The 23,772-nt window shown below is 66.5% G+C and carries 22 protein-coding genes; 13 read left to right on the forward strand and 9 right to left on the reverse strand.

Annotated features, from left to right (window positions below):
- Positions 1-42: 42 nt before the first annotated feature.
- Positions 43-2,085 (forward strand): M3 family metallopeptidase, encoded by a 2,043-nt coding sequence (locus B9N43_RS15490; protein ID WP_145843097.1) that lies wholly within the window; start codon positions 43-45, stop codon positions 2,083-2,085.
- Between the two features lie 207 nt (positions 2,086-2,292).
- Here B9N43_RS15490 and B9N43_RS15495 read toward each other — a convergent pair whose 3' ends face one another.
- The gene (locus B9N43_RS15495) at positions 2,293-2,658 is read right to left on the reverse strand and encodes a PilZ domain-containing protein (protein ID WP_145843098.1); all 366 of its coding nucleotides are present in this window, start codon (positions 2,656-2,658) and stop codon (positions 2,293-2,295) included.
- Positions 2,659-2,709: 51 nt separating this feature from the next.
- On the opposite strand from B9N43_RS15495, the gene xth reads away from it, so the two are divergent.
- The gene (gene xth / locus B9N43_RS15500) at positions 2,710-3,495 is read left to right on the forward strand and encodes an exodeoxyribonuclease III (RefSeq protein WP_145843099.1); all 786 of its coding nucleotides are present in this window, start codon (positions 2,710-2,712) and stop codon (positions 3,493-3,495) included.
- Here xth and B9N43_RS15505 read toward each other — a convergent pair.
- The 3 genes from B9N43_RS15505 to B9N43_RS15515 form a co-directional block, all read right to left on the reverse strand.
- A complete protein-coding gene (locus B9N43_RS15505) occupies positions 3,488-4,417 on the reverse strand; it encodes a hypothetical protein (protein WP_145843100.1) in 930 nt (309 codons plus the stop codon). The two genes, xth and B9N43_RS15505, sit on opposite strands and share 8 nt — an antisense overlap.
- Before the next feature lie 179 nt (positions 4,418-4,596).
- Positions 4,597-5,739 carry a cyclopropane fatty acyl phospholipid synthase gene (gene cfa, locus B9N43_RS15510; RefSeq protein ID WP_145843615.1) on the reverse strand — a complete coding sequence of 381 codons (1,143 nt, stop codon included), beginning with the start codon at positions 5,737-5,739 and terminating at the stop codon, positions 4,597-4,599.
- A gap of 97 nt (positions 5,740-5,836) precedes the next feature.
- Entirely contained in the window at positions 5,837-6,259 is a 423-nt protein-coding gene (locus tag B9N43_RS15515) for a PAS domain S-box protein (RefSeq protein WP_145843101.1), read from the reverse strand.
- Positions 6,260-6,523: 264 nt separating this feature from the next.
- On the opposite strand from B9N43_RS15515, the gene B9N43_RS17440 reads away from it, so the two are divergent.
- Both B9N43_RS17440 and B9N43_RS15525 read left to right on the forward strand, forming a co-directional pair.
- Positions 6,524-7,216, forward strand: a complete 693-nt coding sequence (locus B9N43_RS17440; RefSeq protein WP_222428756.1) for a ribose-phosphate pyrophosphokinase-like domain-containing protein — start codon at positions 6,524-6,526, stop codon at positions 7,214-7,216.
- A gap of 106 nt (positions 7,217-7,322) precedes the next feature.
- Positions 7,323-7,823 (forward strand): BCAM0308 family protein, encoded by a 501-nt coding sequence (locus tag B9N43_RS15525; protein ID WP_145843104.1) that lies wholly within the window; start codon positions 7,323-7,325, stop codon positions 7,821-7,823.
- On the opposite strand, the gene B9N43_RS15530 is transcribed toward B9N43_RS15525, so the two are convergent.
- From B9N43_RS15530 to xseA, 4 genes are all read right to left on the reverse strand, one after another.
- Complete coding sequence (locus B9N43_RS15530) at positions 7,800-8,426, reverse strand: response regulator transcription factor (RefSeq protein WP_145843105.1); 627 nt, start codon at positions 8,424-8,426, stop codon at positions 7,800-7,802. The two genes, B9N43_RS15525 and B9N43_RS15530, sit on opposite strands and share 24 nt — an antisense overlap.
- Positions 8,423-10,459 (reverse strand): PAS domain S-box protein, encoded by a 2,037-nt coding sequence (locus B9N43_RS15535; protein ID WP_145843106.1) that lies wholly within the window; start codon positions 10,457-10,459, stop codon positions 8,423-8,425. Before B9N43_RS15535 ends, B9N43_RS15530 begins: the two co-directional genes overlap by 4 nt.
- A gap of 205 nt (positions 10,460-10,664) precedes the next feature.
- Complete coding sequence (locus B9N43_RS15540) at positions 10,665-11,255, reverse strand: superoxide dismutase (protein ID WP_145843107.1); 591 nt, start codon at positions 11,253-11,255, stop codon at positions 10,665-10,667.
- 234 nt (positions 11,256-11,489) lie between these two features.
- The gene (xseA, locus tag B9N43_RS15545; protein WP_145843108.1) at positions 11,490-12,806 is read right to left on the reverse strand and encodes an exodeoxyribonuclease VII large subunit; all 1,317 of its coding nucleotides are present in this window, start codon (positions 12,804-12,806) and stop codon (positions 11,490-11,492) included.
- 269 nt (positions 12,807-13,075) lie between these two features.
- On the opposite strand from xseA, the gene B9N43_RS15550 reads away from it, so the two are divergent.
- Positions 13,076-15,052: a tetratricopeptide repeat protein gene (locus B9N43_RS15550; RefSeq protein WP_186453864.1), complete on the forward strand. Its 1,977-nt coding sequence runs from the start codon at positions 13,076-13,078 to the stop codon at positions 15,050-15,052.
- Here the strand turns inward: B9N43_RS15550 and B9N43_RS15555 are convergent.
- The gene (locus B9N43_RS15555) at positions 15,049-16,440 is read right to left on the reverse strand and encodes a hypothetical protein (protein WP_145843110.1); all 1,392 of its coding nucleotides are present in this window, start codon (positions 16,438-16,440) and stop codon (positions 15,049-15,051) included. The genes B9N43_RS15550 and B9N43_RS15555 overlap by 4 nt on opposite strands.
- 125 nt (positions 16,441-16,565) lie before the next feature.
- Here B9N43_RS15555 and B9N43_RS15560 point away from each other — a divergent pair, with 125 nt between their 5' ends.
- The 8 genes from B9N43_RS15560 to B9N43_RS15595 all read left to right on the forward strand — a co-directional run bounded on the left by B9N43_RS15560 (position 16,566) and on the right by B9N43_RS15595 (position 23,740).
- Entirely contained in the window at positions 16,566-17,171 is a 606-nt protein-coding gene (locus B9N43_RS15560; RefSeq protein WP_145843112.1) for a MotA/TolQ/ExbB proton channel family protein, read from the forward strand.
- Positions 17,172-17,193: 22 nt separating this feature from the next.
- Positions 17,194-17,613 carry an ExbD/TolR family protein gene (locus tag B9N43_RS15565; RefSeq protein ID WP_145843113.1) on the forward strand — a complete coding sequence of 140 codons (420 nt, stop codon included), beginning with the start codon at positions 17,194-17,196 and terminating at the stop codon, positions 17,611-17,613.
- A 1-nt stretch (position 17,614) separates the two neighbouring features.
- Positions 17,615-18,640 (forward strand): tetraacyldisaccharide 4'-kinase, encoded by a 1,026-nt coding sequence (gene lpxK, locus B9N43_RS15570; protein WP_145843114.1) that lies wholly within the window; start codon positions 17,615-17,617, stop codon positions 18,638-18,640.
- Entirely contained in the window at positions 18,621-18,797 is a 177-nt protein-coding gene (locus tag B9N43_RS15575; RefSeq protein ID WP_145843115.1) for a Trm112 family protein, read from the forward strand. Before lpxK ends, B9N43_RS15575 begins: the two co-directional genes overlap by 20 nt.
- Positions 18,798-18,799: 2 nt before the next feature.
- Entirely contained in the window at positions 18,800-19,591 is a 792-nt protein-coding gene (gene kdsB, locus B9N43_RS15580) for a 3-deoxy-manno-octulosonate cytidylyltransferase (RefSeq protein WP_145843116.1), read from the forward strand.
- A gap of 42 nt (positions 19,592-19,633) precedes the next feature.
- Entirely contained in the window at positions 19,634-20,287 is a 654-nt protein-coding gene (gene adk, locus B9N43_RS15585; protein ID WP_145843117.1) for an adenylate kinase, read from the forward strand.
- Positions 20,288-20,311: 24 nt separating this feature from the next.
- Entirely contained in the window at positions 20,312-21,571 is a 1,260-nt protein-coding gene (locus B9N43_RS15590) for a 6-phosphofructokinase (protein ID WP_145843118.1), read from the forward strand.
- 93 nt (positions 21,572-21,664) lie between these two features.
- Entirely contained in the window at positions 21,665-23,740 is a 2,076-nt protein-coding gene (locus tag B9N43_RS15595) for a sodium-translocating pyrophosphatase (RefSeq protein ID WP_145843120.1), read from the forward strand.
- Positions 23,741-23,772: the final 32 nt, after the last annotated feature.

A 23,772-nucleotide genomic window follows, 5' to 3' on the forward strand; every position in this document is an offset into this window, starting at 1 on the left:
TTGCCTTTCCGCCCCGCTCGGGGCCGTCATCCGGAACATTCCATGGACAATCCTCTTCTCGATTTCACCGGCCTGCCCCGCTTCGACACCGTGCAACCCGAACACGTGGCCCCCGCCATCCGCCAGTTGATCGGCGAGAACCGCGCCTTGATCGAAACCTTGACCCGGCCGGAGACGCCCGCCACCTGGGAGGACTTCATGGCACCCATGACCGATGCCGGCGAGCGCCTGTCGCGGGCCTGGGGCATCGTCGGCCATCTGCACTCGGTCAATGACGTGCCGGAATGGCGCGAGGCCTACAACGCGATGCTGCCCGAGGTCTCCGGCTTCTACGCCGAACTGGGGCAGAACCTGGCGCTGTTTGCCAAGCTGAAGACCCTGGCCGCCGGCCCGGAATATCCCGCCCTGGCAACGGTGCGCCGCCGTATCGTCGACAACGACCTGCGCGATTTCCGCCTCTCCGGCGCCGAGCTGGCCGAGGAGCTGAAGCCGCGCTTCAAGGCGATCCAGGAGGAACTGTCGGCGCTGGCCGCCAAGTTCTCCGAGAACCTGCTCGACGCCACCAACGCCCATGCCGAATGGGTGACCGGGGAGACTGGCCTGGCGGGCTTGCCGGAGGACGTCAAGGCCGCCGCCCGCGCCGCCGCCGAGAAGGAGAACAAGCCGGGCTGGAAGTTCAGCCTGCAGGCGCCGTCCTACATCCCGGTGATGCAATACGCCGAGGACCGGAGCCTGCGCGAACGCATGTACCGGGCCTACGCCACGCGCGCCGCCGAGTTCGGCAAGCCCGAATGGAACAACACGCCGCTGATCGAGCAGATTCTGTCGCTGCGGGCCGAGGAGGCGAAGCTGCTCGGCTACGCCAATTTCGCCGAGGTCTCCCTGGTGCCGAAGATGGCCGACACGCCACCGCAAGTGGCCGTCTTCCTGCGCGACCTGGCGGGGAAGGCCAAGCCCTTCGCCGAGCGCGACATGGCCGAGTTGCGCCAGTTCGCCCGCGACGAACTGGGCCTGACGGCGCTGGAGAGCTGGGATCTGGCCTGGGCCTCGGAAAAGCTCAAGCAGGCTCGCTACGCATTTTCCGACGAGGAGGTGAAGCAGTATTTCCCCGAGCCCAAGGTGCTGACCGGGCTGTTCCGGGTGATCGAGAGCCTGTTTGGCGTCACCCTGGCGCCGGACACGGCGCCGGCCTGGCATCCGGACGTGCGCTTCTTCCGCATCCTGCGCGACGGCCAATTGGTGGGGCAGTTCTACCTCGACCTCTACGCCCGGGAAACCAAGCGCGGCGGCGCCTGGATGGACGAGGCGATCACCCGCCGGCGTCTGCATGCCGGCATCCAGACGCCGGTGGCGTACCTGAACTGCAATTTCCCCGCGCCGGTGAATGGCAAGCCGGCCACCTTCAGCCACGACGACGTGATCACCCTGTTCCACGAATGCGGCCACGGCCTGCACCATCTGCTGACCGAAGTGGAGGAACTGCCGGTGTCCGGCATCCACGGCGTGGAATGGGATGCGGTGGAACTGCCCAGCCAGTTCATGGAGAACTTCTGCTGGGAATGGGACGTGCTCGCCGGCATGACCGCCCATGCCGAGAGCGGCGAAACCCTGCCGCGGGCGCTGTACGACAAGATGATCGCGGCGAAGAACTTCCAGAGCGGCATGCAGATGCTGCGCCAGATCGAGTTCGGCCTCTTCGACCTGCTGCTGCACAGCGAATTCGCGCCCGGCGCGGGCGCTTCCTTCATGGCACTGCTGGACCAGGTGCGGCGCGAGGTCGCGGTGGTGATCCCGCCCGAGTGGAACCGCTTTCCGCAGAGCTTCTCCCACATCTTCGCCGGCGGCTACGCGGCGGGCTATTTCAGCTACAAGTGGGCGGAAGTGCTGTCGGCCGATGCCTTCGAGGCATTCGAGGAAGCCGCCAAGGTTTCGCGGACGGTGCTCGACGGGGCGACCGGCAAGCGCTTCCAGCGGGAAATCCTTGCGGTGGGGGGCTCGCGTCCGGCGCTCGACTCGTTCAAGGCTTTCCGTGGCCGGGAACCGCGCCCCGACGCGCTATTACGGCACAACGGGATGACGGCCTAGCTTTCATGATGCAGAAAGAACGTTCTGCATCATGAGAAGGCTCGCCCCCTTCGCCCCCGGAGGGGGTTCTCTCTGGCTCGCTGCGCTCGAAGTTACGGGGAATGCTGTAGCGGCACCGATAGGTTGCGGCTGGCGCCGCGTGCCGCTTTCCCTTGGGACTGCCCGGCGGAAAAGCTTGTTTTTTTTACGCTAAGACTGGCCCCGGACCTAAACTTTGTGCAGCAGGGCGCTCAATTCCCGTTCCAGCAGACCGGCGTCGCCCGCGTTCAGTTCCACCAGGCGGCGCAGGTGGGTGATGCTGTCCAGGTCGATGTCCTCGCAGCGCAGACCGACTTGCGTGCCCTGGATATGGGCCACCGTCACCCACATGCTGATTTCGACATCCGGCGCCAGCACCAGGCGCAGCCGGCAATGCTCCTGTAGTTTGCCGCGCCAGTCCGCATCGACCTCCACCAGGGCACCCTTGAGCGATAGATCGAGGATCCGCACCTGTGCCGGGCCGTTGGCATCGATCAGATGGGCGGGGGATTGGAACGCGGCGCGCCAGAAGTGGCGGCGGTCGGCAGCAGTCATGGCATTTCCGGCAAGGCGAATGTAGGCCGGACGATTATAGATAGGCGCATCATGAAAATAGTGACGTGGAACGTCAATTCCCTCAAGGTCAGGCTACCGCAGGTGCTGGACTGGCTGGCGCTTCACCAGCCGGATGCCCTCTGCCTGCAGGAGACCAAGACCGAGGACAAGGGGTTCCCCTTTGCCGAGCTGGAAGCCGCCGGCTATCGGGCGGTGCATAACGGCCAGAAAACCTACAACGGTGTGGCCATCCTGAGCCGGCAGCCGGCCGGCGAGGTTCAGTTGGACATTCCGGATTTCGACGACCCGCAGAAGCGCATCGTCGCCGCCACCGTCGAAGGCGTGCGCCTGGTCTGCGCGTATTTCCCCAACGGCCAGGAGGTGGGCAGCGACAAGTACGAATACAAGCTGCGCTGGATGGCGGCCCTGACCGACTGGCTGCGCCGGCAACTGAGCCAGTATCCGCGCCTGGCGCTGCTGGGGGATTTCAACATCGCGCCCGAGGACCGGGATGTGCACGATCCGGTGGCGTGGAAGGACCGGATTCTATGTTCCCCGCCCGAGCGTGAAGCGTTCGCGCAACTGCTGCAATTGGGCCTGACCGACGCCTTCCGGCTCTTCGATCAGCCGGAGCGGACCTTCAGTTGGTGGGACTACCGGATGATGGGGTTCCGCCGCAATCTGGGCCTGCGCATCGACCACATCCTGCTTTCCTCCGCCCTGGCGGCCGACTGCCGGGTCTGCACCATCGACAAGGGGCCCCGCCGCCTGGAGCGGCCCTCGGACCACGCGCCGGTGCTGGCGGAACTGGCGCTGGCGCAAAGCGCGGTCAAATGACGATGTAGCGGTGGGCCCGTTCCTCCCGCGCCACGGCGGCCAGCGCCTGCGCGCGGGAGATGCCCACCAGCAGCACCGTCCAGCGGCGCCGGTCGCGTCCCGCCAGTTCCGGAAAGACGATCCGCTCGCCATTCGACGGAGCGCTTTCCGGCGGCAAAAGAACGCCCATCCGGTCCATCATGCGCGGCACCTGTTTCAGGTACAGCGCCTGTTCCGGCGCCGCCAGCCAGCGCGCCAGGGCGACGAGCTGGCTTTCGGGGGCCAATTGCCGCCGCAGCCGCTCCAGATCCTGCTCGATCTCCCCGGCGTCCGGCGTTCCCCGCCGTGTGCTCAACGCCGTGGTCATCGCATCCCGCCGCTCGCGCATGGCGCTCAGTTGTCGTCCGAACTGGCGCAGCAGGCTGTCGAAAGCCGTCTGCCGCAGCTGCCGGCGCACGGAATCGAGATCGGCGGCAAGGCTGGATACGGTGTGGTCGCTGAAATACAGCAAGGTCTGCGGCACGTCGTGGCGGATCACGTCGCCCATCATCGCGCTGCCCATCACGGACTTCTGATGGGAACGCATGCCGAGCAGGCCGTAGCAGATATCTTCCAAGCCTCCCGGAGTGTCCTTGAGAAAGGCGCGGACTCCTTCGCTGCGCGCCAAGGTCGTGGCGATCGTCTCGCTGCTGCCGAAGAAGGCGTGGATCAATGGATCGGCGGCGAACTGGGCCGGACCGATCGCATGGGGGCCGGGAATGGCGCCGACCAGGTCGGCGCAGTAATCCAGGGCGCGTTCCACCGCCGGCGCCAGTTGGCGCCGGTAGTCGGACAGGACTTTCAGTTGCGGGGCCTCCACCGCATGGTCGATGGCGCTCTCCAGCTCCCGCGCCAGGGGCGGCGCGGGGGCCAGCCAGTGGCTCAGCCGATCGAAAAACTCCATGGGCGAATGGGGGGCAAGTAGGCCGTCGAATGGACCGTCAAATGGGGGGGCGGCCAAAGGAAATGGAAATGCATTGGGCCGGCGGAAAATGGATACGCCGAGAGTACCCGATGCGGCAGCCTTTGTCAGGGGCGGCGCGCTGCGCGGTCCGGGCGGCCCGGTCTTCCGGGCAACCCCGGTCACCGGAGCGACCGATAGACGCCCGGCCGGCTGCGCTTGGTGAGCACGATTTGCCAGAGCTGGCCCTGGCGGGAACGGAAGAAGCCGGCGCAGCTCATCAGGTAGTAGCGCCACATCCGATAGAAGCGCTTGCCGTATTTCTCCTCCAGCGCCGGCCACTGCCGGTCGAAATTCGCCCACCACGCCATCAGGGTGCGATCGTAGTCGGCGCCGAAGTTGTGCCAGTCCTCGACCAGGAAGCGCCCTTCCACACTGCATGCGATCTCGGCGGCGGAAGGCAGCCGGCCGTTGGGGAACACATATTTGTCCATCCAGGGGTCGGGCTTGTGCGAGGTGAGGTGACTGCCGATGGTGTGCAGCAGGAACAGGCCCTCGTCCTTGAGGACACGGTCGACGATGGAAAAATATTCGACATGATTCTTCGGGCCGACATGCTCGAACATGCCGACCGAAACCACCTTGTCGAAAGTTCCCAGGATATCCCGGTAATCCATCAACTCGATGGTCACCGGCAACCCCGCGCAACGTTCCCGGGCCAGCCGCTGCTGCTCCCTGGAGACCGTGATGCCGACCACCTCGACCCCGTAGTTCTCGGCCGCGAAACACGCCAGGCCGCCCCAGCCGCTGCCGATGTCGAGGAGCCGCTCGCCGGGGCGCAGCTCCAGCTTGCGGCAGATCATGTCGAGCTTGTCCCGCTGCGCCTCTTCGAGCGTGGCGGCGCGCGCCCAGTAGCCGCAGGAATAGCTCATCGTCGGATCCAGCATCGCCTCGAACACGTCGTTGCCGATGTCGTAGTGCTGCTCGCCCACCTGGAAGGCGCGCTGGGCGGACTGGAGATTGAACAGGCTGTGGCGGATCACGTCGGAGATCAGGCGCAACCGCGCCCACTTGTCGATACGTTGATCCGCGTCGATGGACAACAGCCGGTGGAAAAACTGGTCGAGGCGGTCGCATTCCCACCAGCCGTCCAGATAGGCCTCGCCGAAACCGAGCGACCCGGCGGTGAGGATGCGGAGATACAGGTTCTCGTTGGCCACCCGAATGTCCCAGGGCGCGTCGCCGTTGAAGCGGACCCCCGCTTCGGCGACCAGCTTCTGCAGCGCCGCGGGCACCGCCGCGTCCGTCGCCGAGGGGTACTGCATACCGTGAGTGGGATGGGTCAGATAGGCCACGGCCGTTACCTCCTGGTGATTGAAGCCTGAACGGTATGTGCTGCGGGCCACGCCCGCCGGATCGGGATCACAGGCAGAGCGTGCCGGTGTTTTCGATCTTCCTGATCGTCAGCCGTATGGTCCGGCCGTCGGTACCGTGTATATAGGTGAAAAATACCGCGCACGCAAAATCGCGGCCGTGATTGCGATTGGCCCGGAAGGCGACGCCGCAGTGGCTCAGATAGGCGAGGCGGCGGAAGACCTCCTGATCGTGCACTTCAGCCAGCTTGGGAAGCAGCAGGGATACGTGCCAATCCAGCAATTCGGCGCGGGAATAGCCGAACAGGCATTCAGCGCTGCGGTTCGCGTCCCGCACGCGTCCTGCGAGGTCGAGCAGGAGGGCCGCGCATTCGATGCCCTCGGTTTCGATGTTCTCCGCGGCCATCGTTCCCAGCAGCGCCGCTGCGTTGCGTTGCTGAAGAGTAACGCCGGTATCGATGCGTGTATTCATGTCTCGGTCCCCAGATACGTTGTTTGACGGGCCCGGATGAGTCGCCCAAACCTCTCACGGAAGGCCGGCCGCAAGCCGGTGCCGGCGATCTCCAGGGTGTCTATTCGATTACAGCGGGGCGGTACTGCCAATACCAACCCACCCGTAAGTGGCGGCACGGATTGAGGCGGTGAAGCGGCGGCATAGCATCGGATCAACATGGCCGGCCGGATCGTCCAGGACGCCGGGCGCGGAGCATGAGGTGAAGGGACAGCATGAATGCCGATGAATGAACTGTGCTTGTTTGCGCTGGGCGGCTATCGCGACTTCGGCCTGCGCGTCGCGCATTGCCTGGGGCTCGATCTTCTGGAATGGGAGGGGTGGACGTTTGCGGACGGCGAGCACCGGGCGAATCCCTGCGCGCCGGTGCGCGGCAGGCACGTCGTGGTCATGCAGTCGTTGCGCGCCTCCCGGGCGGAGAGCGTCGATGGCAAGCTGTGCCGTCTGCTGTTCTTCATCGGTGTCTTGAAGGATGGCGCCGCCGAGCGGGTGACGGTGGTGGTGCCCTATCTTTGCTACGCGCGGCAGGATCGTCGCGACGATCTCCGGGACCCGCTGACCAGCCGCTATGTCGCGCAATTGCTGGAGGCCGTCGGCACGGATCGCTTGTTGACGCTCGATGTGCATAACCCGGCAGCCTTTCAGAATGCTTTTCGGCACGGCGCCGAGCACCTGGAAACGACCGGACTGTTCGTCGAGCACATTGCCGGCGCCGGGCAAGCTGCTGGTGGACTTCGGCCTGCGCCGCGCGCACGGTGCCGAGGCGGGGCTGCTGTCCGCCCGTGCCAGCCATTTCGCCGGTTTCGACGGGACCGCCACCGTGCTGGCGGGGATGCGCTGGGGCGTCCCGCTGTTCGGCACCATGCCAAGCCCACGAGGACGATCGTACCGACGGTATCCCATTGCTGGCCCCGGTGATGCACGGCGGGCGCCGGTTGCCTAGCGAAGTGGCGTTCGTGTCTCTTGGTGGGTTGGTTTTGATCTTATTGACGTACCGCAGCTTTTCGATGCGAAGGAGAAATCGATGAATGCCCGAGCCATTCCCGCCGGATTCCAGGCCATCCGCCGCGATCAACTGCGCCAGGAGCGCGAACATGACGCCTATAAGTCACGGCATAAATTGTCCGAACCCGCCGCCTGCTCCGACTGCGGTGCCGTTTTCCATGCCGGCCGCTGGCAGTGGGCGCCGCGGCCGCAGGGCGCTGAGGAGGTGCTGTGTGCTGCTTGCCATCGGATCCGCGATCATTTCCCGGCCGGCTTCGTGCAGGTGGGCGGCCAGTTCTTCGCTGAGCATCGCGGCGAGTTGATGTCCCTGATTCGCCATCACGCCGACAAGGCCAAGGAACAGCACCCGCTGGCCCGGATCATGGATATCGAACCGGATGGAGAGGGCGTCCTGATCACGACCACCGACGTCCATCTGGCGCGGGATCTGGGCGTGGCCCTGCACCACGCATGCCAGGGGGAGCTGGAGCTGCACTACAACCCGGAGGAGAAGTTGTTACGAGTGTACTGGCAGCGCTGACAGACCGCCTGCGGCGGCGAGCTGGGCCAATTCCAGCAGCGTCGTGGCGCCGGTCTTGAGCAGGATGTGGGAACGGTGGGTTTCCACGGTCCGGTAGCTGATGCCCAAATGGCGCGCGATTTCCTTGTTGGACTGGCCGGACAGCGCGAGCGCGAGGATTTCCCGCTCCCGTTCGGTGAGGCCGGACAGGCGGCTCAGGGCATTTTGCTGGATCGCCGCTTCCTGGTGGCGGCGGTGGTCGGCATCCAGGGCCAACTGGATCTGCGCGATCAGCGCCGCGCCGCTGACCGGCTTGACCAGGAACTCCATCGCCCCCGCCTTGATCGCCTTGACGCTGGAGGGAATGTCGCCGTGAGCGCTCAGGAAGATGATCGGCAGACAGATGCCGCGCCGCACCAGCTCCTCCTGCAATTCCAATCCATTCATGCCCGGCATGTTGATGTCGAGCAACAGGCAGCCGCGCGACTCCGGCCCGATGGTCGCCAGCAGGGCTTCCGCGCAGTCGCAACAGCGTTGCTCCAGTCCGGCGACCTCCAGCAGCAAGGCGGTTCCCTCGCGGACCGCGGCGTCGTCGTCGACGACGAAGACGGTAGGCGTGTTCATGGCGCGAGGGGCAGGGTGAAGTGGAAGGTGGCGCCGGGACCGGTGCCGATTTCGCACCAGAGCTTGCCGCCCTGGGCTTCGATGAGCGCCCGGCTGATGGTGAGGCCCATGCCGATGCCGCGGGGTTTGGTGGTGAAAAAGGGCTCGAAGATGCGCTGCGCCGCCGTGGCGTCGAGGCCGGGCCCCTGATCCTGGATCGTGATGTGGGCCTTGTCGCCTTCGGCGCAGACGTGTCCACTGATGGTGATCCGGCCGCGGCTGCCGGCGCCGAGCATCGCGTCCATGCTGTTTTGCAGCAGTACGACGATGACTTTGCTGATCTGGGGCCGGTTGGCGCGGACCGGTTTCAAGTCGGGGGCGAAATCGGTGGCGATGCGGAATTTGCCATGGCTGGTGGATTTGGCGACCGCGATGGCTTTGCGCACCACCTCCTTGAGGTCGATCGTTTCCACCGTTGTCTCGCCCTTGTCGAGGAAGGTGATGAGTTCGCGCACCACCTTTCCCGCACGATCCGCCTGCTGGGTGATGCATTCCAGCACGTGGGCCAGTTTTTCGGGAGGTTGATTCAGCTTGCCCAGCAGCTGCTGGGCGGCCTCGCTGTAGGCCGTGACGGCGTTCAGGGGCTGGTTGATCTCGTGGGCGATCGCGGCGACGGTCTGATGCGCGACCTGCCATTGCAGCAGTTGCTGCATCTCGGCCTGCAGGTGCTTGAGTTCCTCGTCGGTGCGCTTGGTCTCGGTGATATCCCGATTCACCGAGGCATAGCACCACGGGCCTCTGGTCTGCGGGTCGCGGATCAGGAAGACGGTGTTGAATACATCGACCAGGGCGCCGGTCCGCAGGTTGCGCAACTGCATTTCACCGACCCAGACCCCTCGCTCGTCGATGGCGGGACCGATCGTGTCGAGCAGGAACTCATGCCATTCCGGCGGCACGTAATCGCTGAAGCGGAGTTCGCCCAGGCTCTTGTTCGACGCCATGCCGATCAGGCGCCGTCCCGCCGGATTCATGTAAGTGACGCATCCCTTCAGATCGGTGGTGATGACGGCGTGTCCGGTGTATTCGATCAAACGGGCCAATTGCTCCCGTTCATGCTCGGTGAAGCGGTAGTCCAGCAGGGCCGCAACCTGGTGGGCCAAGGTCTCGATCAGGTCGAGCACGATGGCGTCCAGCTGGGGCGGCTTGCGCCAGAAGGCGCTCACCATGCCCAGGAAGCGGCCGTGGTGGCTCATCAGCGGCGTGCAGAGCATGGCGCGGACGCCCGCAGCGCGCAGAATTTGGCGCAGGCCGGGGTCGATCGTGGAGGATGCAGATTCGATATCCTCGCTCAGGGTCCGCTGCTTCTGCCACGGGGCGCGTGCGTCCGGCGAGGGTGAGTCGGCATTCAAGGCGGCCAGCCGCTCCAGCATCGCGGGCGGACAGCCATGCTGGGCGACGATCTGCAAGGCGCCGTTCTCCGGATTCGCGGTCTGCAGCAGCCCCATGTCGCAGCCCGAGATCTTGATGGCGGTATCCACCACGGCATCCATCAGCGGTGCCAGCTCCCGGTTCGAGGTGAATTGCGTGGTGATGTCATGGAAAAGCGACATCGCCGCCAGGTGGACGCTCAGCCGTTTTTCGACGGCGCGGCGGTCGCTGATATCCACCAGCACCACCAGCAGTTCCTGACTCTGCTCGTCCCATTGACCCTGTACCCGGACATAGTGCTCGGCGCCGTCCGTCCGCCGCAGGACGGCTTCGCACTGCTCCTGATGGTTCGAGCCCAGCGCGCGTTGCAGGAAACAATCGTAGCCGTTCCGGTCGGCGGCGATGATGAAACTGGCCAGCGAGTGTCCGACCAGCTGGTCGCAGGAGGTGTTCAGCAATAGTCCGGCGGCATCGTTGGCGCGACTGATGTCGCCGTGGCGGTCGAGTGTGAGGTAGCCGACGGGGGCCGATTCGTAGAGGTCCGCATGACGCGCCCCGGCGGCTGCCGGCTCGCGCTGTTCCCGTCGCAATGCGCTGCGGACGTTCGAGGCTAGTTCCTTATTCACCAGGACTCCTCCAACACGCTGTAGCTCGTTCCGGAAGGGTATCTCCGGAAGGGTATCAGGTGCACAGTCGAGGCGCCAATCCCTCCTGTGCCGCAGTTCGCGGTCTATCGTCGGTCGAAATGTCGTTGCCTGGGTGAACACCAGAAATACCGAAGGCCCCGCGAGGGAGCCTTCGGTCGGATGGTTGAAGCGTTCAGGCGATGGTTCAGCCGGCGAAATTCTTCGCCGCGAAATCCCAGTTGGCCAGGGAAGCGAGGAAGGTCTCGACGAACTTGGGCCGCAGGTTGCGGTAATCGATGTAGTAGGCGTGCTCCCAGACGTCGATGGTCAACAGGGGCCTGCCCTCGCCGCTCTTGATCGGGGTGCCGGCGGCGCCGGTGTTGACGATGTCGACGGAGCCGTCATCCTTTTTCACCAGCCAGGTCCAGCCGGAGCCGAAATTGCCCACGGCGGATGCCTGGAAGGCTTTCTTGAACTCGTCGAGGGAACCCCATTTCTTGTTGATGGCCTCCAGCAGCGCGCCACCGGGGGCGCCGCCGCCCGCGGGCTTCATCGAGTTCCAGAAGAAGGTGTGGTTCCACACCTGCGCGGCGTTGTTGTAGATGCCGCCGGCCGGGGCCTTCTTGACGATGGCTTCGAGGTCGAGATTTTCGAACTCGGTGCCCTTGATCAGGTTGTTCAGGTTGGTCACATAGGCCTGGTGGTGCTTGCCGTAGTGGTATTCGATGGTCTCTTGGGAGATGTGGGGCGCCAGCGCGTTCTGGGCGTAGGGCAAGGTGGGGAGGGTATGTTCCATGGTTTTATTCTCCTGTTTGTTGGGGGTGCTCTAAAGCCCGGCAATTTTAGCGTGAAAAGCGAGCTTTCCCGCCGGGCCGTCCCAAGGGAAAGCGGCACGCGGCGCCAGCCGCAACCCATCGGGCCGCTACAGCGTTCCCCGTGATATCGAGCGCAGCGAGCCATATCGAACCCTCGAAGGGGGGGCGAAGGGGGCGAACCCCAAAATTAGTCGGCTATGCGGGGAGGCACGATCTCATTCTATATGCTCGATACGGCCTCGGGCGGCGCCTCTGGCGAAACTCAGGTTGACGGTGTCCTCCGGACGCAGTTGGGCGCTGTCGGTGACGACCTGGCCTTGCGCGTTGCGCACGATGCTGTAGCCGCGGGCGAGGGTGGTGGCCGGGTTGAGCGCGCCCAGCGTGGCTTCCAGCCTGGCCAGGGTCTGGTACCGGTGTCCGAGGGCGGCGTCGGCGACGCTCCCGAGCCGCTGCCGGACCAGGGCCAGGCGCCCTTGCATGGCGTCCAGTGCGGGGCGCCGGCGGGCGAGACGCAAGGCCAGTTCCGCCAGCCCGGCTTCCTCCCGCCGCAGACGGCGGGCGATCGCCGCCGCCAGGCGGGTTTCCAGGTGGGCGAGGTGACGGCGCGAGCGGTCCAGGCGCTGGGCCGGGTGCAGCAGGCGATTGGCCAGCAGATCCAGCTTCTGCATCCGGGCTTCGAGCTGCTGCCGCATCCGGCCGCGCAGATTGGCGGCCAGATCGCGCAGTTCGTCGCCGGCGGCGTGCCAGCCGGCGCTGGCCAGTTCCGCCGCCGCCGTGGGCGTGGCGGCGCGCTGGTCGGCGGCGAAGTCGGCGATGGTGAAATCGGTCTCGTGGCCGATGCCGCTGATCACCGGTAGGGGCGAGGCGGCGATGGCGCGGGCCACGGCTTCCTCGTTGAAGGCCCAGAGATCCTCGATACTGCCGCCGCCGCGGGCCAGCAGCAGCAGGTCGCACTCGCTGCGCCGGCCGGCGGTGGCGATGGCTTCGGCGATGGCCGCCGCCGCGCCGGCGCCCTGCACCAGGGTCGGGTAGATGACGACCGGCACCCGCGGCGCGCGCCGCGCCAGGGCCGCCAGAATGTCATGCACGGCCGCGCCGCTGGGCGAGGTGATGACGCCCAGCGTGCGGGGAAAGCGGGGCAGGGGGCGCTTGCGTTCGGCCGCGAACAGCCCCTCCCGCTCCAGCCGCTCCTTGAGCCGGGCGTAGGCTTCGAACAGCGGCCCCAGGCCACCCCGGCGCAGGGCCTCCACGTTCAGCTGGAAATCCCCGCGCGGCTCGTACAGCCCCACCAGTGCCTGGGCTTCCACCTGCTGGCCGTTCTCCAGGCGCCAGGGCAGCAGTTGGGCGCGGGAGCGGAACATCACGCATCGGACCTGGGCGTTCTCGTCCTTGAGGGAGAAATAGACGTGGCCGGAGGCGGCCCGGGTCAGGTTGGAAATTTCGCCGGCGACCCAGAGCAAGGGGATCTGGCTTTCCAGTGCCTGGCGGGCGAGGCGGTTGAGCTGGCTGACGGTCAGGGGGGAAGCAAACATGGACACATTCTATTTCATCCCCAGTGGCCGGCCAGCCGCGAATCCGCCTTCCGTGGAACACGCATCAATTCCAGGGGATTTCGTTAAACAATTGATTCATAAGACATTGAGCTGGCTGACCCGCTTGGGGCGCAGTAATGAAACCCCAGTCAGAAAGCCGATCTAGGCGATTCATAACAGGCCTATTCACACTCTTATCCACAGATTTTGTGGATAAGCTGAGAGACCTCGCGCTGCCCGATCCTTTCCCGCTTTACCCATCTCCGTTCATGACCCGTCATTTGATTTCCCTGCCCGCCGCCCAGGTCGTCGGTGCCTTGCGCGAAGTGCTGGACAGCGATCTGGTGGCCCGGGGCGCGGCCCAGGGCCTGCAATTGCTCGGGCCGGCGGATGCGTTCTGGCGCGATGTGCCGCTCCTGGAACTGGCGCGCATGGCCCAGGCCGGCAATCCCAAGGCGCAGGCGGAACTGGCCTGGCGCCACGCCGCCGGCGCGGGCGTGGCGCGCTCCTATGCCCAGGCGCTCGATTGGGCCGGGCGCAGCGTCGAGCAGCAGTGCGGCGCCGGCGAGGGCGTGCTGGGATGGCTGCTGTACCACGGCCGCGGCCTGCCGCGCGACGTCGGCGAGGCGGTGCGGCTGTTCGAGTCCGCGACGGCGCGGGACGACACCCGGGGCATGACTTGGCTCGCCCTGTGCCTGTTGCGCGGCGAAGGCATCGAGACGGATGCCGAACGCGGCCGGCAACTCCTGGAGGCCGCCGCCTGGCGGGAAAGCCCGGACGCCCAGTACTGGCTGGGGCGGCTGCTGTATTTCGGCGAGGGGTTGCCGCGGGACGCCCAGGAGGCGGCGCGCTGGCTCCTGCGCGCGGTGGAGCGGGGCGAGCCCGCCGCCGCCGATCTCCTCGGGCGCTGCCGGTTCTTTGGCCGCGGCGTGGCCGAGGACCGGGCCGAGGCCGCGCGCCTGTGGTGCCTGGCGGCGGAACGGGGCATCGCCAGCGCGATGTATTGCCTGGGGCTTTGCCTGTATTCGGGAGAAGGCGTACCGCAGGACCATGGCGAGGCCGTGCGCTGGTTCGCCGAGGCGGCCAAGCAGCGGATTGCCGGCGCCATGTACTTTCTCGGCTATTGCCACAGCCACGGCTGCGGCGTCGAGCCCGACGAGGATCTGGGCATCGCCTGGTACCGGCGTGCCGCCGCCCGCGGCCACCGCGAAGCCCAGTTCGAGCTCGGCGAGTGCCACGCGTTCGGCCGCGAGCTGGCCCAGGACATGACCGAGGCCGTGCGCTGGTACCGGGCGGCGGCGCGCCAGGGCCATGCCCGGGCTCAGATCAAGCTGGGGCATTGCTACCGCTGGGGCGACGGGGTCGCGGAGAGCAAGGATCTGGCCGTCACCTGGTATGCCCGGGCGGCCGAGGGCGGCGATGCCGCAGCCCGGGTCTGGCTGGGGGATTGCTACGAACACGGCGAAGGCGTTCCTCGGGACCTCTCGATCGCCGTCGAGCATTACCGCGCCGCCGCGGCCACCGGCGATGCCCATGCCCAGGCCGAGCTTGGCCGCTGCTATCTCAACGGCATCGGTGTGCATACCAACCTGGCGCGCGGCGAGGAGTTGCTGCGCACGGCCGCCGAGGCCGGCTGGAAACCGGCCCTGGGGGAGCTGGAGCGCTACTGGTTCGCGCGGGCCGAGGCATTCATGCAGGGGATGGGTGTGCCGCGCGACGAGGAAAAGGCCGCCGCGCTCTACCGCAAGGCCGGGGAGTTGGGGCACCGTCGCGCCGCCTACATGCTGGGCGAGTGCTACCGCCATGGCTGGGGCATCGCGCCGGACGACACCCAGGCGGTCACCTGGTATCGGCGCGCCGTGACTTTGTTCGACGCCAAGATGGCCCTGGGCGACATGTACTACGAGGGGCGGGGCGTCGCGCGGAATGCCCGGGAAGCCTATCGCTGGTATGAACAGGCGCTGGCCCAGCACGAGGACGCCTATGCCCTGTATTGCGTCGGCTTCTGCCTGCTGCACGGCCAGGGGGTGCGCCGCGACCTGCGCGCCGCGCTGCGCCATCTGCGGCGCGCCGCAACGCTGGGCGACATCAATGCCCAGTTCGAACTGGGCAGCGCCTACTATCGGGGACGCGGCGTGGCCCGCAGTCCACGCCTCGCCCTCAAGTGGCTGCGCCAGGCCGCCTATCACGGCCATGAGGAAGCCCAATCCTTCCTGCTGCGTCTGGAACAGGCGGCGGCGGATTAAGCATCCGTCCCGGCCGCCTGGGCGCGCAGGCCATCGAGGCGCTGGCGGGCGGTGCGGATCTGGCCGTCCAGGTTGTCCGCCATTTCCTGCAATAGATCGCGATGCTGGCGACGGGCCATGCGCGCGGCCAGGAACAGTTCGTAGAGCGGCGAGCCGAACAGCCGGTTGAGCTCGCCCTGGATTTCGGCCAGGCGCCGCCGCAGTCGTTCCACCTGCCGCGCCAGACTGTCGCTGTCGGTTTGCTCGGGGGCGGCATCGGGTCGGCCTTCTTCCCAGAGCGCCAGCACTTCCCGCAGCCCGCTTTCGTCGTTGTCCCGATAGGCCCGGTTGGCCTCGACCATCAAGCGGGTGCGCCAGTGCCGCTCCTCCTCGCTGCCGGCCCGGTCCGGATGGATTTTCTGCGCCACCTGGCGGAACAGTTTCTTCAGGTTTCCGGACGGCTTGAAATGGCGCGGGGCCTCGCCGGCGGCCTCTTCATAGCGGGCCTGTTCGCGGCGGCTGCCTTGCGCGCGAACTTCCGCCTGCCGCGCTTCCTGGCGGGCACGTTCGCTCTTGGGCGCGCGGGCCGCCAGTTCCGTGGCGATGCGTGCCTGCAGGTGATCCAGTTCGACCATCCGGGTGCCGATCAGATCGTGGTAGCGATGGGTGAATTCGGCCAGTTCCGCCCGTGCGGTGGCCAGTTCCAGCTCCAGGTCGGGAATGCTGCGGGTCAGCGCCTCCAGTTCGGCGCGCAGCCGGCTGGTTTCGTCGGTCAGCACGAGGGCGCCGAAGACCATGCCTTCGCGCGGCATGCTCAGCCGGATCACCCGGCTGGCCGGCAGCGCCTGGACTTCAGGCGGCAGATGCTCCGCGCCGAGCAACAGCAGGCAGTCGGCGCTGCCTTGATGGAAGGCCAGGGCGCGCCGGGCCGGCACCACGCGGACGGGAAACAGATGCGGCACGGCGGGCGGCCAGGGCGCCCGGTTGTCGTTGCTGGCGCACCAGTCCAGGATCTGCTGCCAATCGTCGGCCAGCCGCGCGATGCGCGCCCGCTCCTCGTCCCAGGCGGCGCCGAAGGCGTCTTCCTCGTCGCAACGGGTGAGCCGGCTCTTGAGCAGGGCGAGGCTGGCGCGCAGCGTGATCGGCGCGACGAAATCGGCCCCCGGCAGGACCAGGCAGAGCGGGCGGATCGCCAGATCCAGGGCATTGGATAGGTCCGCCAGCAAGGTGTCGTCCGGGGTCACCAGCAGCAGTCTGCGGTTTTCCGCCAGGGCCAGGGCGCACAGTTCCGCCAGGGCTTCGGCCACCTGTTCCGGCGCCGTGGCCGCGAAGGGGCGACCTCCTGCGGCGACGGCGGCACTCCGGGACCACCATCGGTGGGCGAGATCGGCGGCGGGATTGAGACTCATGGGCCGCCGATTCTAGCAGTGTGCAAATCTCATTCCGGATGTCGGCACGATGGCGCCGATGCCTTGCCCAGACGGGGTGGCAGCGCTAAAGTGCGGCCTTCGCTTCGCATTCCGGGAGTCCTTGCGTGTTTTCGATCCTTCAGGCCGCCGGTTGGCCGATCTGGTTCTTGTTGCTGGCATCCGTCATTTCCGTCGCCCTGATCATCGAGCGGGCCATGTCCCTGCGCCGCGGCAAGATCGTGCCGCCCGGCCTGCTGCAGGCGGTCGTCGGCGAATACCGCCAGAGCGGCGACGGCGAGGCGATCGCCGCCCGGCTGGAGACGCATTCCCCGCTGGGGCGGGTCTTCGCCGCCGGCTTGCGCAACGTCAAGAGTTCCCGCGAGATCATGAAGGAGTCCATCGAGGAAGCCGGCCGCGCCGCCGCCCATGAGCTGGAGCACTTCCTCACCACCCTCGGCACCATTGCCTCGATCTCCCCGCTGATGGGTCTGTTCGGCACCGTAGTCGGCATGATCGAGATTTTCGGTTCCGCCACGGGCGGCGGCAGCAATCCCCAGCAGCTGGCCCACGGCATTTCGGTGGCGCTCTACAACACCGGCTTCGGTCTGCTGATCGCCATTCCGGCGATGATCTTCTATCGCCATTTCCGCGCCCTGGTGGACGGCTTCCTGGTGGAAATGGAGTGGCAGGCGGTGAAGCTGGTGGAACTGCTCCACGAGGAGCGCAAATGATGCCGGCGCAGCGGGGGCGGCGATGAACTTCCGGCGCGGATACAGCCGCGAGGAGCCGGAGATCAATCTGATCCCAATGATCGACGTACTCCTGGTGATCCTGATCTTTCTGATGGTCACCACCAGCTATTCCAAGTTTTCCGGCCTGGAGATCAACCTGCCCACCGCCGATGCGCCGGCCGCCAAGGAGCCGCCGGCGGAGATCGACGTCGCGGTCAGCGCGAGCGGCGAGGTGATGGTCAACAAGAGCGCGGTGGGCGGCGGCGACATCGATGCCATCGTCACCGCCATGAAGCGCGCCGCCGGGACGGGCAAGGAGCCTCTGGTGGTCATCAGCGCCGACGCCAAGGCCACCCATCAGCGCGTGGTGGATGTGATGCAGGCGGCCCAGCAGGCCGGCCTGCCCCACATTTCCTTCGCCACCCAACAGACCAAGCCCTGAGATGCCGGCCGCGCCGCGCACGCCAGGCGGCTCCGGGCTGGTCGAGGCCTGGCGTTCGAGGGGGCCGGCGGCCTGTCTGCTGCTGCCCCTGGGATTGGCGTTCGCCGGCCTCGCCGCGCTGCGCCGCCGGCTCTACCGCTGGGGCCTGTTGCGCAGCGAGCGCCTGCCGGTGCCGGTGGTGGTGGTGGGCAACATCATCGCCGGCGGCGCCGGCAAGACGCCGCTGACCCTGTACCTGGCGCAACGCTTGCGGGAGCTGGGGCGCCGGCCGGGGATCGTCAGTCGCGGCTACGGCGGGGATGGCGCGGTGGTGGAGGTGCGGCGCGACAGCGCACCCGACGAGGTGGGCGACGAGCCGGTACTGATGAAACGCCGCTTCGCCGGTCCGGTGTTCGTCGGCCGGCGCCGGGCGGCGGCGGCGCGGGCGCTGCTGGCGGCGTATCCGGACTGCGACCTGATCCTCTGCGACGACGGGCTACAGCATTACGCCCTGGCCCGCGATGTGGAAATCGCCGTGATGGATCGCCGCGGCCTGATGAATGGCTGGCCACTGCCGGCCGGGCCGCTGCGGGAGCCGCCGGGGAGATTGCGGGAAGTCCAGCTTCTGGTGGCCCATGGTCTCGCCGCACCGCCGGATTGCGGCGTGCCACTGTGCGCGATGACGCTGGCGGGCAGCCGCTTCGTCCGCCTCGGCGATCCCGCGCAGCATTGCGACAGTGCCGCGCTGACGGGGTCGCGGCTGCACGCGGTGGCCGGCCTCGGCGAGCCGCAGCGGTTCTTCGATCACCTGGCGGCGCTGGGGCTGTCCTGCGCGCCGCACGCCTTTCCCGACCATCATCGTTATGTCGCCGCCGATCTGGATTTCAGCGGCGACGCGATCCTGACCACGGAAAAGGATGCAGTAAAATTTCCCGCCTCCCTCCCCCTCCCGGTCTGGATATTGCCGGTGGAGGCCAAACTCGAACCCGATCCGGCCCCGTGGGTGCTGGACTTACTGGAGACGGCCCATGGACGCCCGCCTGCTTGAAATCCTCGTCTGCCCTCTGTGCAAGGGCCCCCTCGACTACCGCAAGAGCCGCTCGGAACTGGTGTGCAAGCCCTGCCGCCTGGCCTACCCCGTGAAGGACGACATTCCGGTGATGCTGGAGGGCGAGGCCCGTCAACTGTCGGCCGACGAAGAGTGAGTATGGGACGGGGGGCGGGGGGAAGGTTCAGAGTAATCATCCCCGCCCGCTACGCCTCGACCCGTCTGCCCGGCAAGCCGCTCGCCGACATCGCCGGGCGGCCCATGGTGGTGCGGGTCGTCGAGGCGGCGTTGAAGAGCGGCGCCGACGGGGTCTGGGTCGCCACCGACGACGAGCGGGTGTTCGATGCCGTGACGGCCCACGGCCATCCGGCGTTGATGACCGCCAGCGATCATCCCAGCGGCACCGATCGGATCGCCGAGGCGGCGCGGCAACTGGGCTGGGGCGCGGACGAGATCGTGGTCAACGTGCAGGGCGACGAGCCGCTGATCGATCCCGCCCTGGTGGCACGGGTAGCCGAGGCGCTGGCCGCCGATCCGGGGGCTGCGATCGCCACCGCCTGCCATCCGATCCGGCAGGTGGACGAGTTCTTCAATCCCAACGTGGTCAAGGTGGTGCTGGATGCCGCCGGTCGGGCGCATTACTTTTCCCGGGCGCCGATCCCCTATGCCCGCGATGCCTTCGCCCGGCGCCGCGATGTCCTGCCGGCGGATTTCCCGGCGCAGCGCCATATCGGCCTGTATGCCTACCGGGTCTCCTTTCTCCAGCGTTACGGCCAGTTGCCGCCGGCACCGACCGAGCAGTGGGAGTCGCTGGAACAATTGCGCGCGCTCTGGCACGGTTATCCGATCCGGGTCGTGGTCTGCGAACAGGCGCCGCCGGCCGGCGTGGATACCCCGGAGGACCTGGAGCGGGTGCGGCTCGCGTTTGACCCGGCCGGCAATTGCCGGTAACGTTCATGGGATAAAAATAAAGTTTCTTTCATCGGAGATTTCATGAGACTGATTCTTCTCGGTCCTCCCGGCGCGGGCAAGGGCACGCAGGCCAACTTCATCAAGGACAAGTTCGGCATTCCCCAGATATCCACCGGCGACATGCTGCGCGCCGCGGTCAAGGCCGGCACGCCGCTGGGTCTGGAGGCGAAAAAGGTGATGGACGCCGGCGGCCTGGTTTCCGACGACATCATCATCGGCTTGGTGAAGGATCGCCTGACCCAGGACGACTGCAAGGCCGGCTACATGTTCGACGGCTTCCCGCGCACCATTCCCCAGGCGGAAGCCATGAAGGCCGCCGGCGTGCCGATCGATTTCGTGCTGGAGATCGACGTGCCGGACGCGGAGATCATCGGCCGCATGAGCGGACGCCGCGTCCATCTGGCGTCGGGCCGCACCTATCACGTCAAGTTCAATCCGCCCAAGGTGGAGGGCAAGGACGACGAGACCGGCGAACCCCTGATCCAGCGCGACGACGATCGGGAGGAGACGGTGAAAAAACGGCTGGACGTCTATCATTCGCAGACCAAGCCGTTGGTGGATTACTACTCCGGATGGGCGGCCAGCGGCGATGCGCGGGCGCCCAGGTATCGCAAGATCGAGGGCCTGGGCAGTGTCGATTCGATCACGCAACGGGCCTTCGACGCGTTGAAATAGATGTCGATCCAAGGAGGTGGCACCATGTCGGCGAAGAATGCGTTTTATGCACAATCCGGTGGTGTCACTTCTGTCATCAACACCACCGCCTGCGCCGTCATCGAAACGGCCCGGGCTCACCCCCAGCGGATCGGCAAGGTCCTCGCCGGCCGCAACGGCATCATCGGCGCGTTGGCCGAGGACCTGATCGACACCTCGTGGGAAAGCGCCGACGACATCCGGCGCCTGCGCCATACACCGGGGGGCGCCTTTGGTTCCTGCCGCTACAAGCTGAAAAGCCTGGACGAGCATCGTGCCCAGTACGAACGCCTGATCCAGGTGTTTCGAGCCCACGACATCGGCTACTTCTTCTACAACGGCGGCAACGATTCCATGGACACCGCCTGGAAGGTCTCCCAGATCGGCGAGCAACTGGGATATCCGGTGGTCTGCGTGGGTATTCCCAAGACCGTCGACAACGACCTGCCGATCACCGACAACTGCCCCGGGTTCGGCTCGGTGGCCAAGTACGTGGCGACGTCGATGCGGGAGGCCGGCTTCGACGTGCTCTCCATGGCCAAGACCTCCACCAAGATCTTCGTGCTCGAAGTGATGGGCCGTCACGCCGGCTGGATCACCGCCGCCTGCGGCCTGGCGGCGGAGACCGAGGGCGAGGCGCCGCACCTGTTGCTGTTCCCGGAAGTCCCCTTCGACGAGCGCGCCTTCATTGCCCGCGTCGAGGATTGCGTGGCGCGCCATGGCTATTGCTGCATCGGCGTCTCCGAGGGCCTGCTCGACCAGCATGGCAAGCTGATGGCCGAGGCCGGCGGCAGCGACGCCTTCGGTCACAGCCAACTGGGCGGCGTGGGGCAGGTGATCGCGCAACTGATCAAGGACCGCACCGGGTTCAAGTATCACTGGGCGCTGGCGGACTACCTGCAGCGCAGCGCCCGCCACATCGCCTCGGCCACCGACGTGGAGCAGGCCTACGCGGTGGGCAAGGCGGCCGTGGAACTGGCGCTGGCCGGGCGCAACGCGGTGATGCCGGCGATCCTGCGGGTTTCGGATGCGCCCTACCGTTGGGAAATCGGCGTGGCCAACCTGAAGGACGTGGCCAACGTGGAAAAGAAGATGCCCAGTGAATTCATCAGCACCGACGGTTTCGGCATCACCGATGCCTGTCGTGCCTACCTCAAGCCCCTGATCGCCGGCGAGGAGCCGCCGCCGTATCGGGACGGTCTGCCGGATTACGTCCGGCTCAAGAATGTCGGCGTGGAGAAGAAGCTAGAAGAATTCGAGATTTGAGCAATCGTCGAGCAAGGGTCTTCGCATCCTGCGGGGGCCGGCAATAGGGAGGCGGCCCGTAGCCGTCGAATTCAGAAACAAGAGGAGCAGTGCATGACAACAGGACTGATGTTTGCGCTTGGGTGTGCCATCTTGGCCATCCTTTATGGCGCCGTTTCTAGCAAGTGGATTCTCGCTCAGCCGGCGGGCAATGAGCGCATGCAGGCGATTGCCGCTGCGATTCAAGAAGGTGCCAAGGCTTACCTCAACCGTCAATACACCACCATCGGCATTGTCGGGGTGGTGCTGGCCGTCGTGATTGCTGTCTTCCTCGATGCCAAGACGGCGATCGGCTTTGTCATCGGCGCGGTCCTGTCCGGTGCCGCCGGCTATATCGGCATGAATGTCTCGGTGCGAGCCAATGTGCGCACCGCCGAGGCTGCCCGCCACGGCGTTGCGCCTGCGCTGGATGTAGCCTTCCGCGGCGGTGCCATTACCGGCATGCTGGTGGTGGGCCTGGGGTTGCTGGGGGTTGCCGGCTACTACGTGTTCCTCAAGAGCAGTGGCGGCGACGCCAGCCTGGACCACATCCTTCATCCGTTGGTGGGCCTGGGTTTCGGTTCATCCCTGATTTCCATCTTCGCCCGTCTGGGCGGCGGCATCTTCACCAAGGGCGCCGACGTGGGCGCCGACCTGGTGGGCAAGGTCGAGGCTGGCATTCCCGAGGATGATCCCCGCAACCCGGCCGTGATTGCCGACAACGTGGGTGACAACGTCGGCGACTGCGCCGGCATGGCCGCCGACCTGTTCGAGACCTACGCGGTGACCACCGTGGCCACCATGCTGCTGGGCGCCCTGCTGTTCAAGGGCCAGGGCGATGCAGCGGTCGTGTATCCGCTGGTGCTGGGGGGGTTCTCCATCATTGCCTCGATCGTCGGCGCCTTCTTCGTCAAGGCTTCGCCCGGCGGCAAGATCATGAATGCCCTCTACAAGGGCCTGATCGTGGCCGGCGTGATGGCCCTGGTCGCCTTCTATCCGATCACCACGTGGATTCTCGGCACTGGCCTGACGACGGCGGACGGCACGCTGATCAGCTCCATGTCACTGTACGCGACGGCGGTGATCGGCCTGGTCCTTACTGGCCTGCTGGTCTATATCACCGAGTACTACACGGGTACGGAGTTCAAGCCGGTGCAGCATGTGGCCGAAGCTTCCACCACCGGCCACGGCACCAACATCATCGCTGGCCTGGGCGTCTCCATGAAGGCCACGGCGTGGCCGGTGCTGTCGGTCTGCGCGGCGATTTATGCTTCCTATACGTTGGGGGGGCTCTACGGCATCGCTATCGCGGCCACCTCCATGCTCTCCATGGCCGGCATCATCGTCGCTCTGGACGCCTACGGCCCCATCACCGATAACGCTGGCGGCATCGCCGAAATGTCGGAATTGCCGGACAGCGTGCGCGCCGTGACCGATCCCCTGGACGCCGTGGGCAATACCACCAAGGCGGTGACCAAGGGCTACGCCATCGGCTCCGCCGGCCTGGCCGCCCTGGTGCTGTTCGCCGACTTCACCCATGGCCTGGAGGCCGCTCATCCCGGCTTCCACTTCACCTTCGACCTGTCCAACCCGGCGGTGATCATCGGCCTGTTCATCGGTGGCCTGATTCCTTACCTGTTCGGTGCCATGGCGATGGAAGCGGTGGGCCGTTCCGCCGGTGCCGTGGTGGTCGAAGTGCGTCGCCAGTTCAAGGAGATCAAGGGCATCATGGAAGGCACGGCCAAGCCCGAATATGGCACCTGCGTCGATATGCTGACCAAGGCCGCGATCAAGGAAATGATGATCCCCTCCCTGCTGCCGGTGCTGGTGCCGGTGGTCACGGCCTTCGGCATCAAGGCCCTGATGGGACCGGAAGCCGGCGTCCAGGCCCTGGGCGGCGTGCTGATGGGCACCATCGTGACGGGTCTTTTCGTCGCCATTTCGATGACGACCGGCGGCGGCGCCTGGGACAACGCCAAGAAGTACATCGAGGACGGCCACTTCGGCGGCAAGGGCAGCGAAGCCCACAAGGCCGCAGTCACCGGCGACACGGTGGGCGATCCCTACAAGGACACCGCCGGCCCCGCGGTGAACCCGCTGATCAAGATCATCAACATCGTGGCGCTGCTGATCGTGCCGCTGGTGGTCTGATACCGCTTCGGCGGCGACTCCGGTCGCCGCCA

This window comes from Denitratisoma sp. DHT3, assembly GCF_007833355.1.
Taxonomy (GTDB): Bacteria; Pseudomonadota; Gammaproteobacteria; order Burkholderiales; family Rhodocyclaceae; genus Denitratisoma.

What these genes read in the sequence shown, in the direction of transcription:
- B9N43_RS15490 (WP_145843097.1), top strand. Translation starts at nt 43, where the DNA reads ATGGACAATCCTCTTCTCGATTTCACCGGCCTGCCCCGCTTCGACACC.
- B9N43_RS15495 (WP_145843098.1), bottom strand. Translation starts at nt 2,658, where the DNA reads ATGACTGCTGCCGACCGCCGCCACTTCTGGCGCGCCGCGTTCCAATCC.
- xth (WP_145843099.1), top strand. Translation starts at nt 2,710, where the DNA reads ATGAAAATAGTGACGTGGAACGTCAATTCCCTCAAGGTCAGGCTACCG.
- B9N43_RS15505 (WP_145843100.1), bottom strand. Translation starts at nt 4,417, where the DNA reads ATGGAGTTTTTCGATCGGCTGAGCCACTGGCTGGCCCCCGCGCCGCCC.
- cfa (WP_145843615.1), bottom strand. Translation starts at nt 5,739, where the DNA reads ATGCAGTACCCCTCGGCGACGGACGCGGCGGTGCCCGCGGCGCTGCAG.
- B9N43_RS15515 (WP_145843101.1), bottom strand. Translation starts at nt 6,259, where the DNA reads ATGAATACACGCATCGATACCGGCGTTACTCTTCAGCAACGCAACGCA.
- B9N43_RS17440 (WP_222428756.1), top strand. Translation starts at nt 6,524, where the DNA reads ATGAATGAACTGTGCTTGTTTGCGCTGGGCGGCTATCGCGACTTCGGC.
- B9N43_RS15525 (WP_145843104.1), top strand. Translation starts at nt 7,323, where the DNA reads ATGAATGCCCGAGCCATTCCCGCCGGATTCCAGGCCATCCGCCGCGAT.
- B9N43_RS15530 (WP_145843105.1), bottom strand. Translation starts at nt 8,426, where the DNA reads ATGAACACGCCTACCGTCTTCGTCGTCGACGACGACGCCGCGGTCCGC.
- B9N43_RS15540 (WP_145843107.1), bottom strand. Translation starts at nt 11,255, where the DNA reads ATGGAACATACCCTCCCCACCTTGCCCTACGCCCAGAACGCGCTGGCG.
- xseA (WP_145843108.1), bottom strand. Translation starts at nt 12,806, where the DNA reads ATGTTTGCTTCCCCCCTGACCGTCAGCCAGCTCAACCGCCTCGCCCGC.
- B9N43_RS15550 (WP_186453864.1), top strand. Translation starts at nt 13,076, where the DNA reads ATGACCCGTCATTTGATTTCCCTGCCCGCCGCCCAGGTCGTCGGTGCC.
- B9N43_RS15555 (WP_145843110.1), bottom strand. Translation starts at nt 16,440, where the DNA reads ATGAGTCTCAATCCCGCCGCCGATCTCGCCCACCGATGGTGGTCCCGG.
- B9N43_RS15565 (WP_145843113.1), top strand. Translation starts at nt 17,194, where the DNA reads ATGAACTTCCGGCGCGGATACAGCCGCGAGGAGCCGGAGATCAATCTG.
- lpxK (WP_145843114.1), top strand. Translation starts at nt 17,615, where the DNA reads ATGCCGGCCGCGCCGCGCACGCCAGGCGGCTCCGGGCTGGTCGAGGCC.
- B9N43_RS15575 (WP_145843115.1), top strand. Translation starts at nt 18,621, where the DNA reads ATGGACGCCCGCCTGCTTGAAATCCTCGTCTGCCCTCTGTGCAAGGGC.
- kdsB (WP_145843116.1), top strand. Translation starts at nt 18,800, where the DNA reads ATGGGACGGGGGGCGGGGGGAAGGTTCAGAGTAATCATCCCCGCCCGC.
- adk (WP_145843117.1), top strand. Translation starts at nt 19,634, where the DNA reads ATGAGACTGATTCTTCTCGGTCCTCCCGGCGCGGGCAAGGGCACGCAG.
- B9N43_RS15590 (WP_145843118.1), top strand. Translation starts at nt 20,312, where the DNA reads ATGTCGGCGAAGAATGCGTTTTATGCACAATCCGGTGGTGTCACTTCT.
- B9N43_RS15595 (WP_145843120.1), top strand. Translation starts at nt 21,665, where the DNA reads ATGACAACAGGACTGATGTTTGCGCTTGGGTGTGCCATCTTGGCCATC.